The sequence below is a fragment of the Sulfitobacter sp. TMED3 genome (genome assembly GCF_002167505.1).
Lineage (GTDB): Bacteria > Pseudomonadota > Alphaproteobacteria > Rhodobacterales > Rhodobacteraceae > Sulfitobacter > Sulfitobacter pontiacus.
In genome coordinates, this window is the sequence record NZ_NHBI01000012.1 from 1 (window position 1) to 18,376 (window position 18,376).

The 18,376-nt window shown below is 59.8% G+C and carries 17 protein-coding genes; 4 read left to right on the forward strand and 13 right to left on the reverse strand.

The features are described 5' to 3' along the window. Both CBB63_RS04150 and CBB63_RS04155 read right to left on the reverse strand, forming a co-directional pair. The coding region (locus CBB63_RS04150) for an aldehyde dehydrogenase family protein (RefSeq protein WP_286698254.1) at positions 1–1,024 on the reverse strand (1,024 nt) is incomplete at its 3' end. A 71-nt stretch (positions 1,025–1,095) separates the two neighbouring features. After that, positions 1,096–1,842: an SDR family NAD(P)-dependent oxidoreductase gene (locus CBB63_RS04155; protein WP_005848946.1), complete on the reverse strand. Its 747-nt coding sequence runs from the start codon at positions 1,840–1,842 to the stop codon at positions 1,096–1,098. 371 nt (positions 1,843–2,213) lie between these two features. Between CBB63_RS04155 and CBB63_RS04160 the strand changes: the two genes are divergently transcribed. Then, complete coding sequence (locus tag CBB63_RS04160; RefSeq protein ID WP_286698255.1) at positions 2,214–2,561, forward strand: cupin domain-containing protein; 348 nt, start codon at positions 2,214–2,216, stop codon at positions 2,559–2,561. 4 nt (positions 2,562–2,565) lie between these two features. On the opposite strand, the gene CBB63_RS04165 is transcribed toward CBB63_RS04160, so the two are convergent. The 5 genes from CBB63_RS04165 to CBB63_RS04185 form a co-directional block, all read right to left on the reverse strand. After that, on the reverse strand, positions 2,566–3,309 hold the full coding sequence (locus CBB63_RS04165) for a FadR/GntR family transcriptional regulator (RefSeq protein WP_286698256.1): 744 nt from the start codon (positions 3,307–3,309) through the stop codon (positions 2,566–2,568). After that, positions 3,285–4,001 carry a ribonuclease activity regulator RraA gene (locus CBB63_RS04170; RefSeq protein ID WP_286698257.1) on the reverse strand — a complete coding sequence of 239 codons (717 nt, stop codon included), beginning with the start codon at positions 3,999–4,001 and terminating at the stop codon, positions 3,285–3,287. The genes CBB63_RS04165 and CBB63_RS04170 overlap by 25 nt, the downstream gene beginning before the upstream one ends. Positions 4,002–4,059: 58 nt before the next feature. Next, positions 4,060–5,340: a TRAP transporter large permease gene (locus CBB63_RS04175; protein WP_286698258.1), complete on the reverse strand. Its 1,281-nt coding sequence runs from the start codon at positions 5,338–5,340 to the stop codon at positions 4,060–4,062. A 2-nt stretch (positions 5,341–5,342) separates the two neighbouring features. Continuing rightward, positions 5,343–5,852, reverse strand: a complete 510-nt coding sequence (locus CBB63_RS04180; RefSeq protein WP_502695855.1) for a TRAP transporter small permease — start codon at positions 5,850–5,852, stop codon at positions 5,343–5,345. 92 nt (positions 5,853–5,944) lie between these two features. Continuing rightward, a complete protein-coding gene (locus tag CBB63_RS04185) occupies positions 5,945–6,940 on the reverse strand; it encodes a TRAP transporter substrate-binding protein (RefSeq protein WP_286698260.1) in 996 nt (331 codons plus the stop codon). Between the two features lie 239 nt (positions 6,941–7,179). Here CBB63_RS04185 and CBB63_RS04190 point away from each other — a divergent pair, with 239 nt between their 5' ends. The 3 genes from CBB63_RS04190 to sorU all read left to right on the forward strand — a co-directional run bounded on the left by CBB63_RS04190 (position 7,180) and on the right by sorU (position 9,955). Then, positions 7,180–7,716 (forward strand): redoxin domain-containing protein, encoded by a 537-nt coding sequence (locus CBB63_RS04190; protein WP_009824388.1) that lies wholly within the window; start codon positions 7,180–7,182, stop codon positions 7,714–7,716. A 267-nt stretch (positions 7,717–7,983) separates the two neighbouring features. Further along, the gene (sorT, locus tag CBB63_RS04195; protein WP_114865674.1) at positions 7,984–9,168 is read left to right on the forward strand and encodes a SorT family sulfite dehydrogenase catalytic subunit; all 1,185 of its coding nucleotides are present in this window, start codon (positions 7,984–7,986) and stop codon (positions 9,166–9,168) included. 55 nt (positions 9,169–9,223) lie between these two features. Further along, entirely contained in the window at positions 9,224–9,955 is a 732-nt protein-coding gene (gene sorU, locus CBB63_RS04200; protein ID WP_286698261.1) for a SorU family sulfite dehydrogenase c-type cytochrome subunit, read from the forward strand. Between the two features lies 1 nt (position 9,956). Here sorU and CBB63_RS04205 read toward each other — a convergent pair whose 3' ends face one another. The 6 genes from CBB63_RS04205 to CBB63_RS04230 form a co-directional block, all read right to left on the reverse strand. Next, a complete protein-coding gene (locus CBB63_RS04205) occupies positions 9,957–10,697 on the reverse strand; it encodes a hypothetical protein (protein ID WP_286698262.1) in 741 nt (246 codons plus the stop codon). Next, positions 10,694–11,197, reverse strand: coding sequence for an RNA polymerase sigma factor (locus CBB63_RS04210; RefSeq protein ID WP_286698263.1), 504 nt, complete (start codon positions 11,195–11,197; stop codon positions 10,694–10,696). The genes CBB63_RS04205 and CBB63_RS04210 overlap by 4 nt, the downstream gene beginning before the upstream one ends. Positions 11,198–11,530: 333 nt before the next feature. Further along, entirely contained in the window at positions 11,531–11,896 is a 366-nt protein-coding gene (locus tag CBB63_RS04215) for a response regulator (RefSeq protein ID WP_005848967.1), read from the reverse strand. Between the two features lie 9 nt (positions 11,897–11,905). Continuing rightward, the gene (locus CBB63_RS04220; RefSeq protein ID WP_009824382.1) at positions 11,906–13,558 is read right to left on the reverse strand and encodes a PAS domain-containing sensor histidine kinase; all 1,653 of its coding nucleotides are present in this window, start codon (positions 13,556–13,558) and stop codon (positions 11,906–11,908) included. 135 nt (positions 13,559–13,693) lie between these two features. Then, complete coding sequence (locus CBB63_RS04225; protein WP_286698264.1) at positions 13,694–16,870, reverse strand: CHASE domain-containing protein; 3,177 nt, start codon at positions 16,868–16,870, stop codon at positions 13,694–13,696. A gap of 207 nt (positions 16,871–17,077) precedes the next feature. After that, the gene (locus CBB63_RS04230) at positions 17,078–18,340 is read right to left on the reverse strand and encodes a glycerate kinase type-2 family protein (protein ID WP_286698265.1); all 1,263 of its coding nucleotides are present in this window, start codon (positions 18,338–18,340) and stop codon (positions 17,078–17,080) included. Positions 18,341–18,376 lie beyond the last annotated feature (36 nt).

Genomic DNA, 18,376 nt, shown 5'->3' on the forward strand with positions numbered 1-18,376 from the left:
CGAAATAGGCATCGGCGATCCCCGCCGTTAGCGTTGTTTGGGCAGGGCTTTCGTGCAACGCGGCGACCGCGGCATCGCGGAAGGCATCGGCACCGGGACCGTCGGTGATCACCACCACGCCCGGGTTCGTGCAGAACTGCCCTGCCCCCATCGTCAGCGACGCGGCCCACCCCGCGCCGATCTCTGCGCCACGGGCGGAGGCTGCGGCGGGCAGGACAAAGACCGGATTGATCGACCCCAGCTCGCCAAAAAACGGAATGGGTTCGGGCCGCTGCGCGCATAGATCAAACAGCGCGCGTCCGCCGCGCAGTGATCCGGTAAAGCCGACGGCCTTGATCAACGGATGCTGCACCAGCGCCTGCCCGACCTCTAGCCCGCCCCCCTGGATCAACGAGAATACTCCCGCGGGCATGTCGCAAGCTGTAATGGCGGCGGCAATCGCTGCGGCCACGACCTCTGCCGTGCCGGGGTGCGCGTGGTGCCCCCTGACAACCACCGGACAGCCCGCCGCCAAAGCCGACGCCGTATCCCCGCCTGCCGTCGAGAAAGCGAGCGGGAAGTTCGACGCCCCGAAGACCGCAACAGGACCAATCGGGCGCTGGATCATCCGCAAATCGGATCGCGGCAAAGGCGTGCGATCCGGCAAGGCCGCATCATGGCGCGCGTCCAGAAANCTGCCTTCAAGGATATGCGTCGCGAACATGCGCAGCTGACCGGATGTGCGCCCNGTTTCACCGCGCAAACGCGCGTCNGGCAGGCCGGTTTCCTGGGTGCCNATCAGGGCCAATGTGTCGATACGGGCGTCAACCTCGTCCGCGATCGCATTCAGGAAGGCCGCGCGATCCTGCGCAGTGGTGGCGCTGTAGGCGTCAAACGCATCCTCGGCAGCCTGCGCGGCGCGGTCTACCAGATCAACGGTGCCGGCGGCGAAAATCCGTGGCTCCCCGTCGGCGGGGTCGGATGAAAATTGTTCTGCCGCGCCGGTCCATTCGCCTGCGATCAGGTGTTTGCCCATCAGTTCCATGCTGCGCTTCCTTTAGCTTCTGTCAAAAATCCGGCGGCCACGTGCATCCGCAGCCGCCGGTCGTGTCGTTGTCAGGAAAACAGCATGCCGCCGTTGATATCGACGTTGGCACCTGTGATGAACGCCGCATCATCCGAGGCAAGGAACACCGCCAGCTTTGCCACATCTTCCGAAGTCCCCTCGCGTTTCACGGGCGAGACATTGGCCACATGGGTGCGCACTTCGGGTTTGGTAAAGATGTTGTGGAAATCGGTATCGATCATCCCCGGACAAAGCGAATTCACGCGGATTTTCGGACCAAGCTCTTTCGCCAGACCCCGCGTCAGCGTCATCAGCGCCCCCTTGGATGCGCCGTAAGCCGAGGCACCGGGCCCGCCGCCATCGCGACCGGCCTGCGACGCGAGCCCGACAATCGACGACCCTTCGGTCATATGGGGCAGACATTCACGCACCATCAGCACAAAGGATGTCAGGTTCACGTCCATGACCGACTGCCAGTGATCCAGCGTCATCTCCGACATGGTGACCCGCGCGACCAGCCCGCCCGTGACGTGGACCAGCGTATCGACCTGTCCGAATTCCTTGACGGTCTTTTCTACCAACGCGGCAACATCGGCCTCTTTGGTCATATCGCCCTGCAGCGCGAAGGCATTGCCGCCCGCCGCCTTGATTTCGGCGACGGCGCTGTCGGCCCCTTCAGAGCTTGCCATATAGTTGATCGCCACATTCGCGCCCCGCGCCGCGAGCTCAAGCACGCAGGCGCGGCCGATATCGCGGCCACCGCCGGTTACAATTGCGGTTTTCCCTTTGAGGTCCATGATCGTCTCCTGAATATAAAATTCTGCGGAGGAACCTGACCGAGCAGTGCTCTCCGCGTCTCCCTTCGATGCACAATGGGGTTCAAGGGCGGCGATGCACGCCCAACAACTGCATTATCCGTCCCCTTGCTTAGGGCAAACCTCAGGGCGCGACAATACAAATTATTACAAATATNGAGATTGGTAAGTCGAGAAGGTNTTTGACCCCAGCGGAAAAGNCCGAAAAAACAGTAGAATATNCGTNNTATCANGCACAAAACNCGATGAAAATCGCTGCGGNCTACGGCANNCCTCTCACCCAAATCTGTTGACAACATCCAATAATAGTTACAAATTATTACATCTGATTAAAGCCGGGGGGAGGCATACCAATGGACACCACAGNAGACGCATCACAGGGTTGGATGACCTCGGGCCCCGGCGCGCAGCGGCGCATCTTGTGTCAGGACAAAGCGCTGATGATGGTAGAGTTCANGTTCGAAAAGGACGGCGTCGGCGTGCCCCATTCGCATCCCCATGTGCAGACGACCTTCGTGTCCTCTGGCCAGTTCGAATTCACCGTTGGGGGCGACACGCAGATCCTGAACCCCGGCGATGCGTTGATCATCCCGTCGAACGTCGAACANTCCTGCCTGTGCTTGCANGCGGGGAAACTGCTCGACAGTTTTGCACCGCGGCGGGATGATTTCATGGCGGCCCACGGGCTACCGCTNGAGTAAGCGGTTAGCCTTCGAACACACGGTTCTTTGCATTCTCGACATGGGCGCGCATGGCGGCGCGGGCTTCGGCCTGATCCCGCGCGATGATCGCGGCGAGGATGCGGCGGTGTTCTTGCTGGACAAGCTCCATCCGCTCGCGCGGTTTGCTGAGCGACAGGTTCCGCGTCAGGTTNAGGCCNGTCAGGATGTTCGACTTCATCGAGGTGCGCGCAGTTGCGAAATACTGGTTGCCGGACGCCTCGCAGATCGCCTGATGAAAGGCCTCGTCTGCTTCGACGCCCAACTCCCCTTCGCGAATNCAGCGGTCCAGNTCCTTGAAATGCGCGCGCAGCTTGGCCAGATCNGCNTCNGTATGNCGCACGGCGGCAAGGAACGCCGCCTCCCCCTCGATCGCGGCGCGGAATTCGAAGGTGCGCTGGATATCGGCGATGGACCCCACGGGCGCAAAGGTCAGCACCGCCGTATCGGGGCGGCGCTGCACGAATGACCCTGACCCCTGCCGCGACACGACCACGCCGTCTTCGCGCAGCTGCTTGAGCGCCTGACGCAGCACCGGCCGGGACACCTCCAGCATCTCGCTCATGGCGTGTTCCGTCGGNAGCTTATCCCCGACGGCNGTCTCCCCGCTGGAAATCATCGCGAGGATTTTCTCGTAAGCGTGATCCGCGAGCGTGCGTTCCTTGGCGGGCTTGCCCATGGCGGAACGGCTCGCATCTGCGCCTGCTACCGGTTGTTTTGTTCCCGCCATGCTTTGAATTCGTCCTTCGTTGCCGGATCTGTCGGTGGGTAAAGCCCAAAAATCGAAGCACCATTTTGCACCATTTCCAGAACGAAGTCTTCGAAAACGGTCATCTCTTCGGTTTCTGACGCTATTTCTGCCACCAGATGCTTGGGGATGCAAACGACGCCTTCATTGTCGCCCACGATAATATCACCCGGAAAGACGGAAACACCGCCACATGCGATAGGNTCATTGATCGCGACGGCGTGGTGTTTGGTCAGGTTTGTCGGCGCACTGGGGCGGGTGTGATAGGCGGGCATCTCGAGCGCCGAAATCTCGGGCGTGTCGCGGAACCCCCCGTCGGTGACGATCCCCTTGCAGCCGCGCTTCATCAATCGGGTGGCCAGAATACACCCCGCCGANGCCGCCGTTGAATCGCGCCGCGAGTCGATCATGAAGACGGACCCGGGGGGGCATTCCTCTACGCCCTTGCGCTGCGGGTTGGCACGATCCGCGAAAGACTCTAGCCCGTCCAGATCCTCGCGCGCGGGAATATAGCGCAGGGTNTAGGCCGGCCCGACCATATTCGGNCCGGGGTTCATACGGTACGGCCCCTGAATAAAGACGTTACGAAAGCCGCGCTTGAACAATGCGGTGGTCAGCGTTGCCGTGCTGACATGCATGAGCTTTTCAAGGAGTTCTGGCGTCGGTTCAGTCATGGTGAANACTTTCTANTATGGTATTTCGGGCGTTTTGAAAGGCGTGNAAAAGGTCGGCTCATTCNAGCAATGAGGGTAGGAACAGCGACACCGCAGGGACATATGTGACCAGCAAGAGCGCCATCAGAATGGCCAGGTAGAAGGGCCATATGGTCCTGAGCGTTTCCTCGATCTTGACCCTGCCGACGGCACAGCCCACGAACAGACAGGTGCCAACGGGGGGCGTGCACAGACCAAGCCCGAGGTTGACCAGCAGCATGATCCCGAACTGGGTGGGGTCCATGCCAAGATCGCGTACAATGGGCAGGAAGATCGGGGTGCAGATCAGGATCAGCGCGGCCATATCCATGATCATCCCCAGCACCAGCAGCATGATGTTGATCATCAGCAGAACGGCGATCTTTTCTTCCGAGATGCCAAGCATGAAGCTGCTCAGCTTTTCGGGCACCTGATACAGCGCCAGAAGATAGGCNAATGAACTGGCAAAACCGATCAGCACCATGACCATCGCGGTTGTGCGCACGGCAGAGACGACGGCGGTCTTGAACCCGTTCCAGTCAAGGCTGCGATAGACGAAATAGGTCAGCAGCAGCGCATAGATCGCGCCGAAGGCACCGGATTCAGTCACNGTGAANATACCCGACAGCACCCCGCCTACGATAATNACAGCCGTCACCAGACCCGGCAGCGCATGCAGCGATGCAACGCCGACCGCACGCCAGCCGGGGAAGGGTTCCGCCGGATAGTTGCGTTTGATCGCAATGACATAGGCCGCCACCGCAAGGCACAGACACATCAGCATGCCGGGCACCACCCCCGCGAGGAACAGCTTCGAGATCGAGATCCCCCCGCCTGCGGCCACCGCAAAGATAATCATGTTGTGGCTGGGCGGGATGACGATGCCTGCAATCGATGATGTAACGGTCACGTTCACCGCGTAATCGGAATGATAGCCCCGTTCCTTCATGACAGGGATCAGAATAGACCCGAGCGCCGAGATATCAGCCACAGCCGATCCCGAAATCCCGCCGAACAACATGCTGGAAAAGATGTTCACCGATGCCAGACCGCCGCGCACGTGACCCACAAGGGCCGAGGCGAACTTGACCAGACGCATGGCGATACCGCCGTGCAGCATCAGCTCGCCTGCGAAAACGAAGAACGGGATCGCCAGCAGCGAGAAGACAGAGATGCCGGAAACCGACCGTTGAAAGGTGATCAGCAGCGGAAAACCTTCGTACCAAAAGGCGGTCAGGGCTGCGATACCCATTGCAAAGGCGACGGGGATACCGATCACGACGGAGACACCGAAAATGCCAAGAAGGATTGTCAGACCCATGATTAAAACAGACCTTTTTCATGATAGGGGATACCGCGCAGAAGACAGGCGATCCGAAACACCGCGCGCAGTCCGGCAAATANAAAGACAAGCCCGCCGCACATCGCAGCCGACAAGGACCGGAANCTNTCNGGGATGTTCAGCATGGGGAGCATTGTGCTCCACCCGAATTTCACCAGTTCAATACTTGCGACCAGCATGATCAGGCCAAAACCGGCAAGGACGATATCAATGACGAGCTTCAGGAAATTACTGACCCGCCAGCCCATCATGTCGCGNAANAGCGTCACCCCGAGATGNGTGTTNTCNTGGATCCCGACCGCCGCGCCCAGATAGGTCACATAGCAGATCAGCAAAAGCGCCAGCTGTTCGACCCATGTCGGTGTGACGTTCAAGACATAGCGCCCGAACACCAGCCAGCCAAAGGTCGCGATCAGCACGACGATGGCGATAGAGGCCGCGAGCATGCAAAGAAAACTCAGCCCGTCGAGCGCACGCTCGGTATGCTTCATCCAGAGGGGTGCGTGTTCCACGGCCCTATTCCTTTGTGAGAGAAGGGGTGCGCCCCGTTGCAACNGGGCGCANGATTGTCCNGCCGCGCTGATCAGTCAGCGTTNCGGAACAGATTGACGAGATCCGTCATCTCTGGATTGGCCGCCAGATANTTTTCGTANACNGGCACCATCGCTTCCTGGAACGCCGATTTGTCGGCGATCTCGTTCACTTCGACGCCACCGTCCATGATGATCTTCATCGACGCCGCCTCGCGTTCGCCCCANAGNTTNCGCTGCAGATCGGTGGAGTTTTTACCNGCGGTTTTCACGATTTCCTGCTGNTCTGGTGTCAGACCGTCAAAGGTCTTNTTGCTCATGCACAGNCATTCGGGAATGATCAGGTGCTGGGTCAACGAATAGTATTTCGCGACCTCGAAGTGGCTGGTGGATTCATAGGAGGGCGGGTTGTTCTCTGCCCCGTCCACAACGCCGGTCTTGATCGATTGGTAGACTTCCGCAAAAGCCATCGGGGTGGCGTTGCCGCCCATGGATTCGATCATGCCGACGAACAGGTCGTTGTTCATCACGCGCACTTTCATGCCTTGCACGTCTTCGGGCGTATTGATCGGCTTGACCGAGTTATAGAAAGACCGCGCGCCGGCGTCATAGTAGCCAAGGGCGACGATCCCCTTTTCCTCTAGCGCTTTCCCAAGTGCGGCCCCGGGTTCGCCGTCCATCAGCTCATACATCTGTGGCACGCTTTTGAANACGAAGGGCAAGGACACGACGTTGGTNGCAGGCACGGCCTGACCCATCGGCCCAAGGCTGAAGACGCCAAAATCCATGATCCCGAGACGCAGCTGTTCAATCGCATCGGGCTGCGAGCCCAGAACGCCAGCGTGGAACACCTTGCCCTTGATCTCGCCCCCTGTCTTTTCGGTAACCTCTTCCATGAAGGCTTCCATACCGTGCGATACGGGGTAATCCTCGACGTGGATATTCCAGCCGCGCCAGTCCTTTGCCTGCGCCGTTACCGGCATGACAGCCAGCGTCGATGCCGCGGCAATCGCAAAGGCACCACGGGTGATGATTTTATTCAGTTTCATATTTGTTTCCTCCCAAAGACAAATTATTGCAAAAGTGATCACATGACTTACAAATATTTACAAGTACTATTTTTCGAGTTTTAATGGGGACGTGCCTGACCCTGTCGTTTTGATCTTCACTGCGCCGACCCAAATATTTAGATTTTAAAAGGGATTAAGGTCTGCGAAGAGACGACTAAGGCGACGGAAATTTCGCCCCTGCTGCACGGGCGGGTCAACACATAGGAAGAGGTAGATACATGACAAATTCGCATTCCAACCAGACAACCAAACTACAGGCGGGCACCGCCTTCCCCGTGTTCGAGGTGCCTAAATTCGGCGGCGGCACCATGACGGTGGGCGGCGCGACCGACGGCTGGACACTGCTTATCGTATACCGTGGCAAGCATTGCGGACGCTGCAAGACCTACCTGGGCAAGCTGGAACACAGCTATGCAAAGTGGGAAGACGCGGGTTTTGCGGTGAAATGCGTCTCGGCCGACCCGCTGGAGAAAGTCAGCGATGATGTCGCGCGCTTCGGGTGGACCTTCGACATCGGCTACGACCTGCAAGAGAGTGACATGCGCGCCATGGGGCTTTACGTCAGCGACCCGCTGTCTTCGCAGGAAACCGACCGTCGCTTTGCAGAGCCCGGTATTTTCTGCCTGCGCCCCGACGGTACGACGCAGATCATAGCCATCTCTAACGGCCCGGCGGCGCGCCCCGATCTGGATGAACTTCTCGACGGGATGATATTCACGATCAACAACGACAAACCTGTCCGCGGGAACGCCTAAACCCGACCTGATCCTACCAACCGCAAGACAGCCAAAAGGAGCACCCCGATACAACACAACGCCTCCCGCTACGCGACAGACCCGGGTTCAGCCAAACCGCTGGATACAGCGGGCCTGCGCGAACGGGCACCGATCCAGCGGGTGCTCGCAAACTTTATCAAAAGTTATTTTGTCACGCGGGAATAAACCGCACCCCTCGGACGTCACTTGGTCATAGAGCCTTTGCCCACCATGCAGAGCAAAGGCCCGGAACCACGGGAGGAAGACATGAAAGTCATTGAAAACGTTAAGCGTCGGCACTTTTTGATCGGATCGGCAGGCACGATGGCAGCCGTCGCGGTCGGGGCACCGGCTTTGGCACAATCAGGCGGAGAGCCTTTGCCGGATTACGTCGCCTGGAAAGACGCCGAGGACATGATCGTCCATTCCAAGCAGACGCTCGAGACGAAACGCGCCGCACAGGGGTCAGAGCTGATCACCCCCACAACCGAACTTTACATCCGCAACAACTTGCCCGCCCCCTCGGACAAGATCGTTGCCGATCGCGATGCCTGGGAGGTCGAGATTGACGGTGTTGCAAACCCCGGCAAGATGACCGTCGGTGCGTTGAAAACGCTTGGCGTCGAAACGGTCGTCTGCGTGCTGCAATGCTCGGGCAACGGGCGCGCTTTCTTCGATCACGAGACGAGCGGGTCGCAATGGTCTGTCGGGGCGGCGGGCAATGTCGTGTGGACAGGCGTGCCCGTGCGCGCCGTTATTGACGCAATGGGCGGTGCCGATGCGGATGCCGTGTATCTGACCGGCACCGGCGGAGAGGATATTCCCCAAGGGCTGCCGCCTGAATCGATCCAGGTTGAACGCTCTGTCCCCAAGGCTGCGATGGATCGCGCGATCCTCGCTTGGGAGATGAACGGCGAACCGGTGCCGCTGGCGCACGGTGGCCCCTTGCGGCTGATTGTCCCGGGCTACTACGGGGTCAACAATATCAAGTATCTCAAACGGTTGGCCCTGACGGTCGAGGAATCGCCCAATAAGATCCAGCAGACCGGCTATCGCGTCCGCCCCGTCGGCGAAAAAGGTGATCCCTCGCAACCCTCCATGTACGAGATGTCGGTGAAATCATGGATCACCGGGCCGCTGGTGGATGCCGCAACGGGCAAGGTGCAGATCCACGGCGTCGCCATGGGCGGTGTCAGCGGGCTGGAGAAAGTCGAAGTGTCCACCGACGGCGGGCAGAATTGGGCCGATGCGCAGTTTCTGGGCCCTGACCTGGGCCCCTACGCGTGGCGACCCTTTGTGCTGATCACCGATCTGACGGAAGGCACGCATATGCTGGCCAGCCGGGCAACCAATGCCGCAGGCGACGCCCAGCCAGAGAACTTTCCGCCAAACGAACGCGGTTATGGCAACAACGGATGGCGGGCACATGCCGTCGACGTGACTGTCAGCTGACCCCAAAGACCGGCGGCCTTGGCCGTCGGTCCGACCCTTACCCGGAGACATTGAAATGACCCCATCCCTGACGCCGCGCCTTGGCGGTGCCCTTTTCCTTGCGCTGATCGGCAGCGCAGCAGCAGCCGACGCCTCTCTTGACGCCGGGCGCGCCCTTTTCAACGAGACAGCGCAGCCGCAATGTGCCCTTTGTCACAGCTTGAAAGATGCAGGTGCCGAAGGCGAGATCGGCCCGAACCTTGACGACTTCAAGCCCACCGTCGAACAGGTCCGTGCCGCCGTGACAAGCGGGATCGGCATTATGCCCGGCTTTGCCGAAACGCTGACTGACGCAGAGATCGAAACGATATCGACCTATGTGGCGACGGTCGCGGACGGATCAGACGCCGCGGCCCAAAGCGACGCCAGCGCGCCGACCGAAGACGCCACCGCAGCAGAGCCGGAAACCTCCGGTGCCGAGATTCTGGCGCAAGGCGACCCCGCCGCGGGCGAGAAGGTGTTCAGGAAGTGCAAAGCCTGTCACACGGTCGAAGAAGATGGCCCAAACCGCGTCGGGCCAAATCTTTATGGGATCGTCGGTGCCTCTGTCGCGGCGGTGGACGGGTTCCGCTATTCCGGCGCGCTGACCGACCATGGCGGCGACTGGACACCCGACCGGCTTGCGACTTTCCTCGCCAACCCCCGCAAGGCCGTGCCCGGCACCAAGATGAGCTTTGCCGGGCTGCGCAAGTCGGAAGATCAGGCCGATGTGATCGCCTATCTCGCCAGTTTGTCAGACGCCGACTGACCTAACCGACGCAAGGCCGCGCCGAACGAACCGTCTTTGAAAGTGCTGCCATCGCGCTTTCAGAGGCGCGTTCGCGCGTTTCGAGCCTAAGATAGCGGGCAATGGCATCGAACCGGGTGCGGTCCATCCCCGTCGCGACGATAATATGGCGCTGTTGGTCCCGTGAGCCCCAGCTCGCGATCTGCTTTTCTGACGTGCTCTTACCCTCTGGCAGGGCAAACCCGCCGCGCATGTAGGTCAGGCGACATCCATTCTGGCCCGCATAATGCATGATATCGCCCTCCTCTGCCACGCGGGACGCAACGGCTGTCAGGTTCGCGCCCCCAAGATCCGGCACACCCGCCAGCCCACCCCCCGCCACGGGACGCAGATCGCCAGAGCCTAGATCATAGGTCTGTGCTGCAAGTTCGGTGTGAATGTCGAAAGCCGTAGGGGAGGCGACGAAGCCAGTCCCGAACACCATCGCCAAAGCCACCACTGCGGCGACAGCGCCGCCCCAGAGCCAACGTCGCGGGTGCCGGTTGCTGTTTGCAGCCCTCGTTTGCGGCGTAGCGTCTGGATATTCCAGCACCGGACGCATCAACGCCAAACCGCGCGAAACGCGCCGCACATCCTCAAGCGCCGCAGCCAGCGCGGGTTCGGCTGCCAACCGCGTCTCTAAGGCGCGCATTTCCGACGCGCTCAGCGCGCCATCATGGTAGGCGTTGACCTGTTCCCAGTCTTTGTCGTTCAGCTCGCTCATGTCTTCCGCGTCACTTCCTGTTTTGCCGTTCCGGCCCCATCGACCACGTCCAGCAACGCCCGACGTGCCCGGCTGATCCGGCTCATCACCGTGCCGTTTGGCACATCCATCACTTTCGCCGCCTCGGCGTATTTCAGGCCCATAATGTCCACAAGGCACAGCACCTCGCGGGTCTCGGGCGGCAGCTTCTCGAACGCCAGCCGGATCAATACATCCCGCGCGGTATCCGGTCCGCCTGCTTCATCAGATAGACGTTTCTCCTCCGCCGAATATTCACGGCGCACGCGCCTTTTTCTCAGCTCGTCATAATGCAGGTTGCGAATGACGCGGAACATCCACGGGCGCAATTCCTCCAGCAGTTCGGGTCTGCGATCAGACCGCAACCCCCGCTCCACCGCGTCCTGCACCAGATCCTCTGCCGCGTCGCGCGATTGGCTGATGGCCGTGGCATAGGCCCTCAACTCAGGCAAAAGAATCTCGATAAGGGTACGCTGCGCCATATCAATCCGTACCGCGTTTTCAGACCGGATCAAAGCCAACACAGACCGCTGTCGGCATTCTTCGTGCGGGATCGGGCGTAGCGGTTGCGTCGAGAATATCCGTGATGCTTGCCGGAAAAATCGCAGCCCGCGCGGCTGACTCTGAAACGGTAGTCAGGTGGCTTCACCGGCTGGGTTTAAGCCGTGACGTTATTTAACATAACGTTGATTAAAAATTTCTAACTCGCAGACAATCGTCCCACCCGCATCAACGTGACAGACCGCGAGACCCACAAAACAAAAAAAAACCGCAGCATTTCCGCCGCGGTTTCTTCATCTAACGTCTGACCCTATTCAGGCGATGGCTGCCTTGATCTGGTCGGCGAGCGACATGGGATCAAAGGGTTTGCTGATCACCTCTGTCGCGCCGATGCCGCGCAGTTCTTCCAGTTCGTTCGGCTGCGCACGGGCGGTCATGAAGATCGCGGGCACATTCGCGAAATCCGGATTCTCGCGCAGTTTCTCAAGCGTTTGACGACCGGTCATGCCGGGCATCATCATATCCAGCAAAAACACGTCGGGGATATAGTCCAGCGTCTTTTCAAGCGCCTGTTCGCCGCAATCGCATTGCTCAACCACGAAATCACCCGACAGTTCGAGTGACATTTTGGCGATTTCGCGAATATCGGCGTCGTCTTCTACGTGAAGCAATTTAATCATACGGGACTCTTATCCAACGTTCTCTAGTCTTTCAAAATCATTCTCTGGCCCAGAATGGCGCGTTTTGACAGGTAAAGTGAAGGTGAAAGTTGTCCCCCGCCCTTCTTTACTGACAAAATCGATCGTACCACCCAAACCTTCAACAATTGCTTTACAGATGCTCAGCCCCAAACCGGTACCGCCTTTGGTCGCCCGGTCGGAATTCGCCATATCTGCAAACCGCTGAAAGATCTTATGCTGGTCTTCGGGCGCAATGCCCATACCCTCATCGCGTACAGACACACATACGTTTTCGGGCGTTTTTTCGACGGAGATCTCCACCGTGCCGCCCGGCTTGGAAAACTTCGCAGCATTCGACATCAAGTTGGTTAAAACTTGAATGATACGGTTGGCGTCGGTCTCGATATAGGTGGGCGTATCCACCCCGTGGCATTTGATCTGCAAGCCGAACCGCTGATGCGCGGTCGCATTGGCGCGCAGGGATTCGGCCACCAGTTCTGACAGGTCGGCGGTTTCCAGTTCGAAATCCAGACGCCCGGAGGAGATCTTCTCCATATCCAGAATGTCGTTGATGATCAGCACCAGACGATCGGCATTGCGATGCGCGATCTCCAGCAGGCCCTCGGCCTTGGGCGGCAGCTGCCCCGCGGCTTTCGACAACAGCAGCCCCATCGACCCTTTGATCGAGGTCAAGGGCGACCGAAGTTCGTGGCTGACCATAGAGATAAAATCCGCCTGCAGACGCTCTTGTTCAAGCCGTTCGGTGACGTCGTGCAGCATGATCAGCAGACGCCCGTCGACTGTCCCCTTGTTGAGCCACTTGATCGACCCTTCAAAGTTCGTGCCCGATATCGTTGCGCTGAACGTCATATAGGTGTCGCCGATATCCATCATCCGTAGACAGGCGTCGAGCACATCCTCGCAGCCGCGCTCGGCCGCCATATCGCGCACCGTTTGCCCGTTCTTGGGCCGTGTCGACCAGCCGAACCGCGCCTTGGCGGCAAGGTTCATATAGCGCAACTCAAGGTTGTCTTCGGACACGATCCAGATGTCGTCGCGCAGCTCGTGCAAGGTCATCGCCGTGTCGCGCCGCGCGATCAGCTTGGTGGTAGAGGTGATGTCCGTCCGCGCCGAGATCGACCCGATCCAGCGGCCATTCGCATCCAGCAACGGGGTCACTGTCGTCTGTGTCACGCAGGTGGACCCGTCGCGATTGCGCAGCGTCGTTTCACCCTGCCAGCTTTTGCCCTGCCGCAGCAGATCGCGGATTTCAGTGGCGGTGGTTCTATTGTCCTTGGAATACAGCATCGCGACCGGTTTGCCGATCAGCTCTTGGCGGGTATAGCCGGTTGCCTCTAGCAACAGGTCGTTCACCTCGACCAACAGGTTATCGGTATCGACCACGTTTACCATCGTGTGCATCTTTAGAACACGCAGCTGTTGGGCAACGCTGTCATCAACCGTCGCACGCGCCGGCGTGGCCCGCACATTCGCGGCGATCAGCGGCACCAGACTTGCAATGGCGATGGCCCCGATAACCGGAACGGTTTGCGCCGGTGCGCCCGACAGCAGCGCCGAGGTCGCGGCGTACCACCCCCCAGCCAAGGCCGACCCGGCGGCGAAACCGGTGGCAATATGGCGCTTCTTTCCGTTCCAAGACATATCGCGTCCTTACTTACAAAAAGAAGGCACCATCCCTAGCCAAGCACCCTCTCCATCCCTTGCGCCATCATAGACAAAAGTATCTAGACATTTTTAAGGCGATTTTTAGCAACTTTAGACACAACCATAAGGAGATCAACTCGCTCTTTGTGTCGGACCTACAATACTTTCGATAATGTGGTTCAGATCGGTCTGTGACTTCACCAGATGGGTGCCCACCCGACTATCCCTCGCGCGCGCCGCGTCAGAGGTCAGCCCGACCACCCGCGCCGTTGGCTGAAGCTCAGCGATATCGTCCAGGACGGCAGCGGCGTCGCCATCTGGCACGGTCCAGTCAAGGATGATCACATCCAGCGGCCCCGCGCTCAGCGCATCGTGGACCTCGTTCAGCCGCGTGACGTTTTGCACATCGGCAAAGGGTCTCAGCCCTTCGCGCAGCACCTCTGCAAATTCTTCGTCATCCTCAAGGTGCAACACCCTAAGGTTGTCCTTCGTGCCGTCGATCACTTCGAACGTGCGGGCATCGGGCAGCACGTCATACCCTTCGGCATCGGTGGCCAGCGGGCAGGTGAACCAGAAAATCGTGGTCCCGCTCGGCTTGCTTTCAAAGCCGATGTTGCCGCCCTGACGCCAGACGATCTGTCGCGTGATATTCAGCCCAAGGCCCGTCCCGCCCTTGGCCCGCGTGTCCGATCCATCGGCCTGAGAGAACGCCTGAAAAATCCGGTTCTTGAAATTCTCGGGCACACCGGGGCCGAAGTTCTGAACGTAAACAATCGCCATGTCGCCAATCGTCTCGGCCTTGATCGTGACGTCGGTGCCTTCGGACGAGTACTTGCACGCATTCGACATCAGGTTCGCCAGCACTTGCATCATCCGTGACCAATCGGCGGTTACATTGATGTCGGTGTCGGGCAGATCCATCACCAGTTTGGTGTTATGGGTGACGGCAAAGGGCATCATCTCTTGCACGGCCGAAGAGATGACCTCGTTCAGGCTCATCGGGCTGAGGTCAAAGTCGATCTTGCCCGACGATATCTTTTCGAGGTCGAGAATATCGTTCACGATGGTGGTCAGACGGTCGGCGTTGTTGCGCGCGATCTCGATCAGGCGCAGCGCCGAGGCCGGCATGGTGTCACGCGCCGACATCTCGATCAGGCCAAGCGCCCCCTTGATAGAGGTCAGCGGCGTGCGCAATTCATGGCTGACGGTGGACACGAATTCATTCTTGATCTCATCGATCTTCTTCTGGTCGGTGATATCGTTGACCTGCGCGATAAAGACATAAGCCCCTTCGTTTTTGTCGAAGGTCCATGTGATGTTAAACAGCCCCCACCGCTGGCCGCCGTCCTTGTGCAGGATCGGATGTTCGCCGCGGTAAACCTCGTTCGATCCGCTTTCGGTGAACTTGGTCACGATATCACGCATCAGCTTCACATCGTCCTCGGGGATGATCTGCGCAAGGTTGAACCGGTCGGTCATTACCTTTTGCGAATATCCCGTCAGCTCGCACATCGCGTTGTTCACGCTGGTGAACTGTCCGTTGCTGTTCAGGGTCGCCATGCCAACGGGGGCCGCGTCCAGCACAGTGCGGAATCGCTTCTCGCTCGCCTCAAGCGCGTTGCGGGCGTGACGCAGCGCGGTAATGTCGCTTTGCGTCCCAACCATCCGTATCGCCGACCCGTCGTCGGCGCGGTCCACGACCACGGCATCCGACCGCATCCAGCGCCAGCTTTCGCCGAACTGCATCCGGTATTCGGTCCGCGACCGTTCTGCCTTGCCGGTGATACAATCCTGATCCGCCTCGATCAGACGGGGCAGATCGTCGGGGTGGATACGGCTCAGGAACTCTTCCTGCGTATCCTCGACTTCCGGACCGACATCCATGATCTTGCGCCACGTCGGCGAGACCACCGATGTGCCCGACATCAGGTCGATCTCGAACACGCCAATTTCCGACCCCGCGAGAGCATGGTCATAGCGCTCCTTGATCCCGGCCAGTTCCCCGACGGCCCCGACCTCGACCGACACATCCCGCACAATGGCGGTGATGCGTTGGACGCCATTCAGCGTTTCCCATTCGTTATAATGTAGATCGAGGTGCAGCGTGGATCCGTCCTGTTTGGTGCCCGTGGCGTTATAGCCTGCCTCTGCGGGCAGCCACCCCGCCTCTGTCACGAATTTCGTCAGGGGCAACCCGCCCATCCCGTCTTCATGCTTGTCGAAAATCTCGAGCGCGGCGTGGTTGGCAAACAGGATCTCGCGGCGTTCATCCAGAATGAAGATGCCCACGACACTGTTCTCGATGATCGACCGGTTTTCCTCTTCGCGGGCGCTGATCTGCTGTTCGCGCAGCGCGGCCACCTCGGCCAGAGAATCCCCGCGTTGGCGAATGGCGCGCAGCACCACGATCAGCATCGCGGTCAGGGCAATCCCTGCGATCAACGCAAGCAGCGGCGTGCCACCGGGGAACAACGCCTCGAACAAGGGGGTGCTTTCATATTGGACGGTCCAGGTCCGCCCGAAGAATTCGGTGGTATAGACCTCACTATACTTACCCGCCGCATGTTCGTGATCCTGACTGGCATAGATCAGAGCCTCGGGGTCGGTCGTGTCGCCGTCAAAGACGTGGAAATCATACACATTGTTCTGGTTCGGCGTCAGATCCTGCAACAGGTTGCGGCCGATGAACGGCGCATAGACCCAGCCGCGAAACGTCCCCTCGCGCGGGCCGGAGGCATAGAACAGCGGCCGCAGCAGCAAGAACCCCGGTTCCTTCATCGCGTCCTGCACCAGCAGGATGCGCGGTGTCAGCTGCGGGGTGTTGGTTTCTCGCGCCCGATCCGCCGCCTCGCGCCGCCCTTTTTCAAAGCTGATGTCCAGCCCGACTGCTTCCTTGTTGGGCAGCACGGGCGCGATATATTTGATCACATATTTCTGGTCATGGTTCGTTTCTGGCCTGATCTCGAACCCCGGCGTCCCATTGGCGCGCATATCGCCGACGAAAGCATCCTCGTCCACCTTGGCCACGGGCTCGATAAACCCGATCCCGTTGATGCCGGGCAGGTAGTTTTCTAAATCCAGGCTTTCGACAAAGATCTCGAAATCGTCGTATTCGATATTCTCCGCCGATTGCATCATCCCTGCGGCGCCGTTCAGACTTTGCAGATAGATATTCATCCGACGATCCAGCGCCTGAAGCCCATCCTCGGTGATGCGGGCGAATTCGGCCTTGGCCGCGGCGCGGTTCATCCGCGCGCCTTCAGCGTAGATCCCGAAGGTCACGAGAAGGCAGACAACGACCAAAATCAAATCTAAGCGCTTGAACAAAACTATACTCTCACATTTCGCAAAACTGAAAAGCGCCTAATCGATGAAAGCCACCCGCTGATCATGTTACCGGCATCCCTCACTTATAAGTAGCACCGGTTTCCCTGCCAACGTTAATTATTACTTGCGCACAGGATTAAGACAGAAACCTCAACAGAATCTAAAGACACCCCAACTCAGGGTTGTTAATCATACGGGATGCACAATCATAGCACGGAAGTCGTTGACGTTCGTCAGCGTCGGTCCCGTCACCACCTGACCGCCGATCCGGCCAAAGAAACCGTGGGCGTCATTTACCGCTAACGCCGATTCTGCGTCGAGGCGCGCGGCACCCGCCCGCGCCAATGTGTCGGGCCCGATGATCGCCCCTGCGACCTCTGCCGCGCCGTCGACGCCGTCGGTATCGCAGGCCAACCCCCAGATACCCCCCGCCCCGTTCAGGGCCAGCATCAGCGCCAAGGCATATTCCGCATTCGGTCCACCAACGCCATCCCCGCGCCGCGTGACCGTCAGCTCGCCGCCCGACAGGATAACAATCGGCGCATCGCCGGGGTGGAGACGCGCCTGTTCTTGCAGGGCCAAGGCGGCATGGGCGCGGGCGACCTCGCGGGCCTCGCCCTCTAGGTCATTGCCCAGACGGATCACGCGAAACCCCTCTGCCTCGGCCAAAGCCTGTGCCGCATCCAGCGATTGCTTGGGGGCCGCATAAATCCGGTTCATCACACGCGACAGCCGCGCATCATCCGGCGGCACGACCTGCGACCCCGCAGCCAGCGCCCGCGTGACCGAAGCCGGAACCGCCACGCCCCACTGCGTCAAGATCGCCTGCGCATCGCGCGAGGTGGAGGCATCGCCCACTGTGGGGCCCGACCCGATCATCGCCATATCATCCCCCGGCACATCCGAGATCATCAACGTATGCATCGCCGCCGGATAGGCCGCCGACGCCAGCTGCCCGCCCTTGACCTGCGACAGATGCTTGCGCACCACATTCATCTGCGTGATCGGCGCGCCAGAGGCCAGCAACCCCGCGTTCANCGCCTGTTTCTCGGCCAGCGTNATCTCCCCCAAGGGNGCGGTCAGCAGCGCCGACGCCCCGCCCGAGATCANCGCCAGCACAAAGTCCNCCTCGCCCAAGCCCTGCAGCAGNTNTAGCATCCGCGCGGTTGCGGCCTGTCCGGCGGCATCGGGCACGGGGTGGGCGGCCTCGACAATCTCGATCCCCTGACAGGGGCGGGCGTATCCNTAGCGGGTGATCACCAAACCGTCGCAGGGGCCCCANGCCGCCTCGACCGCCTCGGCCATNCGCGCGCTGGCCTTGCCCGCACCGATCACNACCACACGCCCCGCCGGTTTCGGCGNCAGATGCGCGGCCAGCGATTGCATCGGATCGGCCACGGCNACCGCGCGGTCGAACAAGCGGCGTAAAGTCGTCTCCGGCGCGGTGTGCATGGCNATCCCTATCCCGTCATCAAAAAAGCCGCCCCC